The organism is Williamsia soli (assembly GCF_017377795.1).
GTDB lineage: Bacteria > Actinomycetota > Actinomycetes > Mycobacteriales > Mycobacteriaceae > Williamsia > Williamsia soli.
Window position 1 is genome coordinate 35,304 of sequence record NZ_JAFRDR010000018.1, and the last position, 9,897, is coordinate 45,200.

The 9,897-nt window shown below is 62.6% G+C and carries 11 protein-coding genes; 8 read left to right on the top strand and 3 right to left on the bottom strand.

The features are described from left to right. Nucleotides 1-30: 30 nt before the first annotated feature. From J3S28_RS27945 to J3S28_RS27955, 3 genes are read right to left on the bottom strand one after another with little or no spacing between them, the layout of a single operon-like run. Nucleotides 31-1,116 (bottom strand): LLM class flavin-dependent oxidoreductase, encoded by a 1,086-nt coding sequence (locus J3S28_RS27945; protein ID WP_207844548.1) that lies wholly within the window; start codon nucleotides 1,114-1,116, stop codon nucleotides 31-33. Nucleotides 1,117-1,155: 39 nt separating this feature from the next. Then, complete coding sequence (locus J3S28_RS27950) at nucleotides 1,156-2,070, bottom strand: LLM class F420-dependent oxidoreductase (protein WP_207844550.1); 915 nt, start codon at nucleotides 2,068-2,070, stop codon at nucleotides 1,156-1,158. A gap of 43 nt (nucleotides 2,071-2,113) precedes the next feature. Then, entirely contained in the window at nucleotides 2,114-2,878 is a 765-nt protein-coding gene (locus J3S28_RS27955) for a hypothetical protein (protein WP_207844552.1), read from the bottom strand. Nucleotides 2,879-3,137: 259 nt separating this feature from the next. Between J3S28_RS27955 and J3S28_RS27960 the strand changes: the two genes are divergently transcribed. From J3S28_RS27960 to J3S28_RS27995, 8 genes are all read left to right on the top strand, one after another. Further along, nucleotides 3,138-4,229: a thiolase C-terminal domain-containing protein gene (locus J3S28_RS27960; RefSeq protein WP_307797484.1), complete on the top strand. Its 1,092-nt coding sequence runs from the start codon at nucleotides 3,138-3,140 to the stop codon at nucleotides 4,227-4,229. Next, on the top strand, nucleotides 4,226-4,645 hold the full coding sequence (locus tag J3S28_RS27965; RefSeq protein ID WP_207844554.1) for a Zn-ribbon domain-containing OB-fold protein: 420 nt from the start codon (nucleotides 4,226-4,228) through the stop codon (nucleotides 4,643-4,645). Before J3S28_RS27960 ends, J3S28_RS27965 begins: the two co-directional genes overlap by 4 nt. Before the next feature lie 29 nt (nucleotides 4,646-4,674). After that, complete coding sequence (locus J3S28_RS27970; protein ID WP_307797486.1) at nucleotides 4,675-5,370, top strand: TetR/AcrR family transcriptional regulator; 696 nt, start codon at nucleotides 4,675-4,677, stop codon at nucleotides 5,368-5,370. 156 nt (nucleotides 5,371-5,526) lie between these two features. Further along, on the top strand, nucleotides 5,527-7,194 hold the full coding sequence (locus J3S28_RS27975; protein ID WP_207844556.1) for an AMP-binding protein: 1,668 nt from the start codon (nucleotides 5,527-5,529) through the stop codon (nucleotides 7,192-7,194). Continuing rightward, on the top strand, nucleotides 7,191-7,670 hold the full coding sequence (locus tag J3S28_RS27980; RefSeq protein WP_207844558.1) for a nuclear transport factor 2 family protein: 480 nt from the start codon (nucleotides 7,191-7,193) through the stop codon (nucleotides 7,668-7,670). Before J3S28_RS27975 ends, J3S28_RS27980 begins: the two co-directional genes overlap by 4 nt. A gap of 22 nt (nucleotides 7,671-7,692) precedes the next feature. Beyond that, entirely contained in the window at nucleotides 7,693-8,541 is an 849-nt protein-coding gene (locus J3S28_RS27985; protein ID WP_237342237.1) for a TIGR03619 family F420-dependent LLM class oxidoreductase, read from the top strand. Nucleotides 8,542-8,566: 25 nt separating this feature from the next. Next, complete coding sequence (locus J3S28_RS27990) at nucleotides 8,567-9,388, top strand: mycofactocin-coupled SDR family oxidoreductase (protein WP_207844562.1); 822 nt, start codon at nucleotides 8,567-8,569, stop codon at nucleotides 9,386-9,388. Between the two features lie 25 nt (nucleotides 9,389-9,413). Further along, nucleotides 9,414-9,897 (top strand): LLM class flavin-dependent oxidoreductase (locus J3S28_RS27995; protein WP_207844564.1); only part of this gene is annotated, 484 nt, incomplete at its 3' end.

Below are 9,897 nucleotides of genomic sequence, written 5' to 3' on the forward strand. Positions count from 1 at the left end.
GGGCAGTCCTTCCTCACACACTGGGGACGGTCACCGGAAGGCCGGCATGACTTCTTTGGCGAAGAACGTGATCGCCTTCGACATCTCGTCGAACGGAATGTGCCGAGTGCTGCCGAAATCGCACATGAGGTGGTTGTAGCCGAACTCTTGAAGCATCGCGACCTGTCCGATGACTCGTTTGGGGTCACCGATGACCTCGAGTTGATCCCATCGGAAGTCGTTGCCGACCTCGCCGCCCTTGAGGTAACGGCCTTCCCAGAACTCGAAGCCCTTTGCCACGGCGCCGGTCTTGGAGTCAATCGGTGCACTCTTCTCGTTGAAGATGCGGGACCGATCGAAAGCCGCCTCGAAGTGGTCCTGGTCTGCCTTTGCCTGTTCGACGGTCGGCGCCAACCAGACCGATCGGGAGACGACGAGATCAGCCTCGGCCGTGTTGTGACCGGCCTCGCCCGCGATGCGGTGCCACGTCTCGGCTGCACCCTTGATCTTCTTGAATGGGGCTGCCGGGTCGGCGAGGATCGGCAATCCGCGCTTCGCATATCTCTCCACGGTTTCCGGGCTGACCGCAGCTACGTGGAGCGGAGGGTAAGGCTTCTGGAGCGGACGGGGAGACAGGGCGGCATCGCCGGTCCTGTAGTACTTGCCCTCGTGCTGGTAGGTGTCGTTGGTGAACAGCCCGGTGATCACGTCCAGTCCTTCATCGAACCGGTCGCGCGCCTCGGACAGATCCATTGCGTATCCGTCGAATTCGATGCTCTGGTAGCCGCGTCCGATACCCAGCTCGAGTCGCCCGTTCGACATCACATCGAGTTGTGCGGCCTGTTCGGCGACGTGGACCGGATTGTGCAGTGGCAACACCACGACGCCGGTTCCCAGCCTGAGGTTCTCGGTGCGTGCAGCGAGGTAGCCAAGCATCGTGAAAATGCTGGGTACGGTTCCGTAGTCCCGGAAGTGGTGCTCCGAGACCCACACTCCGTCGAAGCCGAGTTCTTCGAGCAGGTCCGCAACCCGGATGTTGTAGTCGTAGACCTCTTTGATCGTGTTGCTGCGATCGGGTCGATGGAACAGTAGGAAAGCCGAAAACTTCATCGGCCGTTGATCTAGAGAATCGCTCATATCTCTCACCTTTCGACAGCCGACGGCTCGTTGCGTCGCCTAGCCATTGATTACTCGTTTTCCGAACTCTTCGATCGACCGAATGAGGGAATCTCTGTCGTCCCCCGAGAACGGCACGGATAGCCAGTCGACCCCGACATCGGCGTAGGAATCGATCTGCGATCCCAACGTGTCGAAATCGGCCACGGTTGGGGATTCGGTCATCCGCATCCCGAACGGGACGAAACACACGTCCGGTGTCGGCTTCTGCGCATCACCCGCGATGCCGCGTAGGAACTCGATTCGGCCCGCCAGGTCGTCCATCGATTCCAGGGCGGGAGTGCGGGTGAGTTTTGACGCAGCTGCCGGTTGCGGCATGGGCATCCAGCCTTGGCCGAACTCCACCACACGGCGCATCGCGCGTTTGCTGTTGCCACCGAACCAAATCGGCGGATGCGGTCTCTGGGCCGGTGCAGGACGCATCGTGTGACCGTGAACCTGGAGCGACGTGGTGGTCAGGTCGACCGATCCCCCACTCCACGCCTCTTTGATGAGCCGCAGCGCTTCGTCGGTCCGTTCGCCTCGGTCTTCGTACGACATTCCCAGCGCTGCGAACTCCGACCGGAGGTAACCCACCGCCGTCCCGAAGATGACTCGTCCACCCGAGAGCACATCGAGGCTCGCCACCGCCCTCGCGGTCAGGAACGGGTTTCGATACGGCAGCACGAACACGTTCGTCAGCAGCTTCACGGTTGTGGTGCGAGCCGCCGCGAAGGACAACGCCACCATCGGATCCAATGCTTGATGGCCACCGTGCGCCAGCCACTTGTCCTGCGGGAAAGGGTGGTCCGTCACCGAGACGGCATCGAACCCGTTCTCTTCAGCGGCCTGCGCGACCTCGGCGACCGCGTCGGCGGTCAGGAACTCCGCCTGCCGCTCGACCTGATCGGTGGGTAAGCCGAGTACGTAGCGCATGTCAGTCCTCCGGGTTCGGTTCGTTCAGGTTCGCCACCACCACTCAGCGCGGGGCCAGTACCGATCCTGGGAAAGGAGCGAGAAGCGTTTCCCGCCAGGGTCCTTCGAGATACTGACGGGCGGTTTTGCGCCAATCGACCAGCCGCTGATCAGCCTTAGCCTCGGCGTCGAGACCGAGGGCACCGTCGAAGGCCCGCTGCGTCTCGAGATGTGAATCGAGGTCGACGCCCCAGAACGTCACCACCTCGGAGTCACTCAGGAGTACCTCGTACAGGCCGACGAGCTTGTGCCCGTGGTCGGCGAGAATGGGTGCTCGCTCCTCGCGAACCGCAGCCAAGTAGTCCAGGGCCGCACCTGGACGCACCGTGGCGACCTCGTGCAGGAAGAAAGGCGAGGTGTATTCGTCGGCGCGTAGCTGTTGTAGATCCGGGGTGCCGTTGACCGCACCCATCGGCCGGGAGAATGCCTTGTGCCGCAGATCGTCGATCGCCGACAGGAACAGTTGCGGTTTGACACCCTCGTAGATCTCCAGTTGCTGGCGCCAGCCGCCATCCCAGCCACCATGGCAATCCCACAGGGTCACCGCCTTGAACTGTTCGTGTCCGGTGATTCCGATCGCGTAGAACGCCCCGACCAGATCTATAGCTCGAGAACGTACCGAAAGGCCCTGCGTGAGTTCCGCTTCCCCACTTCCCCGCTTCTCGTCTTCCTTCTTGTAGTTGACCAGCCATTGCAGGTATTCGCGCGGGTTGGTCGAGTTCATCGGATGGAAGTAGACCTCTTCCATGAGGTAGATGCCACGAGCCACGTCTGAGTCCTTTCGCATGAAAATGCTGTTCGGTTCTGGCACGGCCGCCACGTTCACGAGGGCTGACCCTCGACGAAAGGCTTTGACAGTGGCGTCCGGCCGTCCTAACGTCAATGTAGCAAGCGATTGCTCAAATTAGAAGCTCTCGCGGGAAAGAGGCACAGTGAGCCGACCATCAACCCCGCCCGCCACGTCCCCGATGCGGGATCGAACTGCGGTTGTCGGGGTAGGAAGAACCGCGTTCAGCAAGAACTCGGGTGTGAGCACCTTGAGCCTTGCGCTGCAGGCCATTGCGGCAGCTGTCGCCGACGCCGGACTGACTCTCCGCGATGTCGACGGACTCGTCACGCATTCCGTGGGTGATTCGGTTCCCGCTGCGGCAGTCGCACACAGTCTCGGTGTCGACGACCCACACTTTCTGCTAGACATCACCGGCGGCGGCAGCATGTCGGTCGCCACGCTGGGAGCCGCCGCGATGGCGATCGCGACGGGTCAGGCGGAGACCGTCGTCTGCTGGCGTTCACTCAATGCCAGATCGGAGTTCCGCATGGGCGGCACGGGACGATCGGCGCCGACACTGGTCGAGTTCCAATACCAGGTCCCCTACGGTCTCATCGCACCCCCGCAGCAGTACGCGATTGTCGCAAGTGCCTACATGTCCCGCTCCGGGGCTGTCGCCGAGGACCTCGGTCGCGTCGCCATCACCCAGCGGGGGCATGCCGAACACAATCCGCGAGCGATGATGCGCGAACCGCTCGACATGGACACCTACCTGGGATCTCGTTTCATCAGTGAGCCCCTTCGGCTCTTCGACTGCTGCCTCGAGACCGACGCCGGGGTTGCGGTGGTCGTCACCTCAGCGGAACGCGCCGTCGACTTACGCCACCCACCGGTGCTCATCAGCGGGGTTACCACCGGCGGCGGACACAGCCTCTTCTCCGGCTCTCGGACCGACTACTCGACAAGCGCCGCCGCCGAGATGGCACCGCGGCTCTACAGCGCGGCCGGTGTCAGTGCCGACGAGATCGACGTCGCCGAGTTGTATGACGCATTCACGCCTCTGGTCTTGATGCAGCTGGAGGACTACGGGCTCGCCCGTAGGGGCGAAGCAGCCGAGTTCGTCTCGTCGGGAGCCACAGCAGTCGGTGGGAGCATTCCGGTGAACACCCACGGCGGTCACCTGTCCGAGGGATACGCGCACGGCCTCAATCACGTCGCCGAAGCGGTTGACCAACTCCGTGGCCGCGCCGCCGGCCTCCAGGTCGAGGGCGCACAGACAGCGCTCTGTACCGGCCAGCCCGGCTATGTCTCCGGGGTCACGTCAGCCGCAATCCTGAGGGCGGCGCGATGACGACCGCGTTCGGGGACCGGGACAGCCGCGAGTGGTGGGAGGCCCTGGGTCGCGGCGAACTACTGGTGCAGCAGTGCGACAACTGCGGTGTGCCGCGCTGGGCGCCACGTGCGATGTGCAACGGATGCGGATCCTTCAGCTGGCACTGGGTGCAGACAAGCGGGCAAGGGCGCGTCATCGGCTGGACGGTGAGCCACCGCTCGTTCATTCCTGGGCTGGAAGCGCCCTATACAGTAGTACTGGTTCGGCTCGATCACGGTGAGAACCTGATGATCCCGGGCGGATGGGCAGAGGACCCCGCGGGTTCCGATCTCGCGGCTGAGCTATCCGTTGTCGCGGAGTTCATCGAGAACACCGACTCTGACGGCCCGCCGACTGTACTGACGTGGCGGAGAGCGACACCGGTAACAACCTAACGCTTGCTTCAATAGTGCATAATCGACGTGTGGCATCGTCAAAGAAGACCCCTGAACCGGCGACCCCGGTATTGCCGCGCCGTGGGCGCAAGTCGGTCAACGGCGACAGCATGTCGGAGCGCCGCCAGGGGATGCTGGAGATCGCCGCCGACCTGTTCGCAGAGCAGGGGTTTCGCTCCACGACCGTCCGGCAGATCGGTGATGCCGCCGGCGTACTGTCCGGCAGTCTCTACCACCACTTCGACTCCAAAGAAGCAATCGTCGACGTCATCTTGTCGGAGTACTTCACGAGCCTGCTCGCCGCCTACCGCAAGATCATCGCCGACGGCGCCTCGCCACGCGACACCCTTCGAGAACTGGTGCGGGCCGCATTTCATTCACTCGGCGACCATCGAGCCGCGATCACGGTGGTGCAGAACGAACGGAACTATCTGACGCAGTTCCCCCGGTTCTCCTATGTTGCCGACGCCGAGGCGGAGGTTCGGGAGATGTGGACCACCGTGATCGAGGACGGTAAGAAATCCGGCGTGTTCCGGCGGGACGTGGACACACCCATCACTTACCGCTTCATCCGCGATTCGCTCTGGGTGGCCGTCCGATGGTTCACCCCCAGCGGCCGCCTGACCGCCGATGAACTTGCCGATCAATACCTCGAGTTGATGATGCGTGGACTCGAAGACCCCTCCGCGATTGCCAATTCGAATAGGCCGCTATTCTCCGGATAGGCACCGCGCGCGTTTCTGCACCCTGACGACCCGCTCACCACGGTCGACGCGGCACACCCGACCGGCTGCACGTCGTTGATTTTCTGGAAGTCTTGTTTGTCGCCTCGTTCTGACGTTATTGTTTGACCAAGCGATTGCTCAACTGAGAGGCCCTATATGCCCGACACCGTCCCCTGGGTTTCGCTACCCCGCATGCTCCGCGATCAGGCCAGGCACCATTCACGCTCGATTGCGGTGTCCGACGCCGGCGTCACCATCTCCTACGCCGAACTCCACGTGCAGGCGAAGCGCTTTGCGCAGAGTCTGCAACTCCGAGGAATCGAGCCTGGAGACAGGGTCGGAGTGTGGGCACCCAACTGCTGGCAGTGGGTGGTCGCGGCTTTTGGAATATGGGACTGCGGCGCAGTGATCGTGCCTCTGAGCACCCGGGCCAAAGGAATCGAAACGGCAGACGTGTTGCGGCGCACGAACTGTAGAGCCCTGGTGATGGTAGATGACTTCTTGGGTCATTCCTACTCCCAGATGTTGGACACCGAAGCCGATCACAACTCTGCCGATCGTCCGTTCGCGGCGATCCCAGATCTGCACACGGCCATCTGCATTGCCGGCCCGATGGACCGGCCCGGCGGTCATACGTGGAACGATTTTCTCGCGTTGGCATCGCAGGTGAGCGACGAAGCATCCGAAAGTGTCGCGCTCGCAGTGACTTCGGATGACATCTTCGAGATCTTGATGACGTCGGGAACCACCGGCGAGCCGAAAGGCGTGGTCCTGGGCGGTGGACAGATCTTGCAGGCCTATTGGCACTGGTCGGACATCTGCGGGTTGACTGCCGGTGACCGGATGCCCGTCGTCAGCCCGTTCGCCCACGGATTCGGCATCAACGCAGGGATCATCGCGTGTGTCATGCGGGGAGCCACGATTGTCCCGATCGCGGTCTTCGATCCTGATTCGACGGTCGACTTGATCGAACGAGAGAAGCTGACCATTCTGGCCGGGCCTCCCAACCTGTTCAGCCGCATACTTTCCCACCCGGAACTTGCCCACCGTGACACCTCTACCCTGCGCTGGGCGGTCATCGGCGCAGCGTCGGTCCCCGAAGAACTCGTGCTCTCCCTTCGCGACAGACTCGGTTTCGAGCGGGTCACGAACGCCTACGGACTGATCGAGGGTTCTGTTGTCACCATGACGCGTGCCGAAGACCCGGTCCACGTCGTGGCCGGATCCGCAGGCAGACCGGTCGACGGCATGGAGATCCGCCTTCTCACGGCCGACGGCGCGGCAGTCCCTGCCGGCAATCGTGGCGAGGTTCAGATCCGCGGGTATGGAGTGATGCAGAAGTACTGGGATGCCGAACAACTGACTCGGGACGCATTCACGAAAGATGGTTGGCTCCGGACCGGAGATGTCGGAGTACTCGACGACATGGGCAACCTTCGCCTGGTGGGGCGCACAAAAGAGATGTTCATCGTCGGCGGGTTCAACGCCTACCCGGCGGAGATCGAAAATCTGTTGATGCACAACCACTCCTTGAGCCAAGCGGCAGTCATCGGGGTGCCTGACGAAAGTCTCGGCGAGGTACCTCTGGCTTTCGTGACTGTTGAGGACAACGCAGCCACCGAATCCGACATCACGCGGTGGGCCCGACAAAACCTCTCCAACTACAAGGTTCCCCGACGCGTGGTGATCATCGACGCGATGCCTGTGACCGCAAACGGAAAGATCGACAAGTCACGCCTGCGGACCATGGCGACCAACATCCAGTCTCCTGCTCGGAGCAGTGACCGGTCACCCTCACAGGACACCACCGGGGGGCTGCGGTGAAGTTCGAGGATCACCACGCCATCGAGAGGTTGATCAACCTCTATCCCTACTATCTCGACGCCGGGGACTTCGCGAAGATGGGAGAACTGTTCGCCCATGCGATCATTCAGATCAACGGCGAGACCATCATAGAATCAGATGCCGATGCTGTCGCAGAGACGTGGTCGGGCTTCGTGCGGATCTACGACAACGGGACCCCGCTGACCCATCACATAGCGACCAACGTGATGATCGACATGCTCGACACCGACCGTGCGCGAGCCCATTCATACATCCTCGTCGTGCAGGACCCGTCTGGCACGGGTTTGGCACCTGTCACCGCAGGCGACTACCTGGACGAGTTCGAAAAGGTTGATGGCGCCTGGCGTTTTCGATTTCGGTCAGTCGGTAACGACCTTTTCGGAGACATGTCCCACCATCTGAAGATGCCCATGCCGACGGTCGGCCTGCGGCGACCGCAGCGTTGGGACGCCTGACGCGATGGAGGTCGGGGTGCAGATGTTTCCCTCCGCCGAGTCGATGGCTCCGGCGGAGTTCGCCTCTGTAGCCGAAACTCTCGGATTCGAGTCGGTATTCTTCCCCGACCATACGCACACCCCCGTTCCGACCAACAACGCGGAATGGTCGAGCCCCGCCTACTACCGCACCGTGATGGACCCACTCATCGCAATGGCGGCTGCCGTGACCGCCACGACATCGATCAGAGTCGGGTCAGCGGTATGCCTGGTAGTGCAGCGCGAACCCATCGCTCTGGCCAAACAGGTCGCGACGCTCGATCAGATCTCGGGCGGCAGGATCATTCTTGGCGTCGGCGCCGGATCCGACCTGGCCGAGATGGGTAACCACGGCGCCACCGAGACGAACCGCTATGCGCTTCTTCGAGAACGAATCGAAGCCATGACACAGATCTGGACTCACGACGTTGCCGAATACCACGGCGAGCACGTCGACTTCGGGCCCATGTGGTCAGAACCGAAACCGATACAGCAGCCCCGGCCACCGATTCTGGTGGGCGGCGGCGGGCCCGGGGTACTGAACCGGGTCGTCGCCTATGGTGACGGCTGGATCCCGTTTCGGAGCGGTACCGGAACGTTCCAAGACCGGCCGACCGGTGAGGTCGAGGAGTTCGAGGACCAACTCAACGAGCGAATACTCAGGCTCCGCACGATGTCCGGTGACGCCGGTCGTCCCCCTGCCACGGTGACGCTCTTCAATTCGTGCCCCCATCCGCGAGCCATTGAGCGATATCGAGACATGGGAATCGACCGCATCGTCTTCTGGCTGCCGACCGCGTCTGCATCGGACACGAGTAGAACCCTCGAACGACTGTCCACCCTGCTCAAGTGATGAAGCACCCCAACCGGAGGAAACAATGAACTCACTCGAAGGCAAAGTCGCCTTCATCACCGGTGCCGCCCGCGGCCAAGGCCGCTGTCATGCAATTGAACTCGCACGTCGTGGGGCGTCGATCTACGGCGTGGACATCTGCGCCCAGATCGAGACCGTCCCCTACGCGATGGGAACCCCCGAGGACTTGGCGCACACGGTCAGCGAGGTCGAAGCGGTGGGAGGCAAAATTGCGACGGAGATTGTCGACGTGCGTGACCGGAAGGCCATGGACGAAGCAGCACGATCGTGCGCGAGCATGTTCGGTGTACCGGACATCGTGCTCGCCAACGCCGGCATCTCGCCTCAGCGCGCCGAAGAGCCCGACGCACAGGCCGTCTTCATCGACACGATCACAACCAACCTCACCGGCGTGTGGAACACGGTCAGCGCGATCGCCCCGGCGATGATCGATCGCGCGGAAGGTGGAGCTGTTGTGATCACCAGCTCGGCGCAGGGCCTCATCGGTCGTGGAGGTGACGGCTCGGGCGGAGCCACGGGCTACACCGCGAGCAAGCACGGCGTCGTAGGCCTCATGCACAGCTTCGCAGCCTGGTTGGCCCCGCATTCGATCCGGGTCAACACCATTCACCCCACCGGTGTCCGCACCCCCATGGTCCTACACGCGGAGATGGCCGGCTGGCTGGAGGCCAATCCGGAGATCGCGGCGACGATGGGCAATCCCATGCCGATAGATATGGTCGATCCGATCGACGTGACACGCGCGGTCCTCTACCTGGTCGAAGAATCGGGCCGATACGTCACCGGCATCACGCTGCCCGTCGACGCCGGGTTCACAACCAAATAGCTTGCCGCAGAGTCAGGAGTTCGAGATGTCACGAGAAGTGTTGTTGGGTTACAAGGCTTCGGCCGAGCAGTTCAACCCGCGTGAGCTGGTCGAGATCGCGGTGGCGGCCGAGGAACACGGTATGGATTCGGTGGCGGTGTCCGATCATTTCCAGCCATGGCGGCATGAGGGTGGGCACGCCCCGTTCTCGTTGGCGTGGATGGCCGCGGTCGGTGAGCGCACCAACCGGGTGCAGATCGGCACCTCGGTGATGACCCCGACCTTCCGCTACAACCCTGCGGTGATCGCGCAGGCGTTCGCGTCGATGGCCTGCATGTACCCGGGCCGGATCATGCTCGGTGTCGGCACCGGCGAAGCCCTCAACGAGTACGCGACCGGATTCCAGGGCGAGTGGCCCGAGTTCAAAGAACGCTTCGCGCGGTTGCGGGAGGCGGTCCGGTTGATGCGCGAGCTGTGGACCGGCGACGAGGTCAACTTCGACGGTGAGTACTACAAGACCCAGGGCGCGT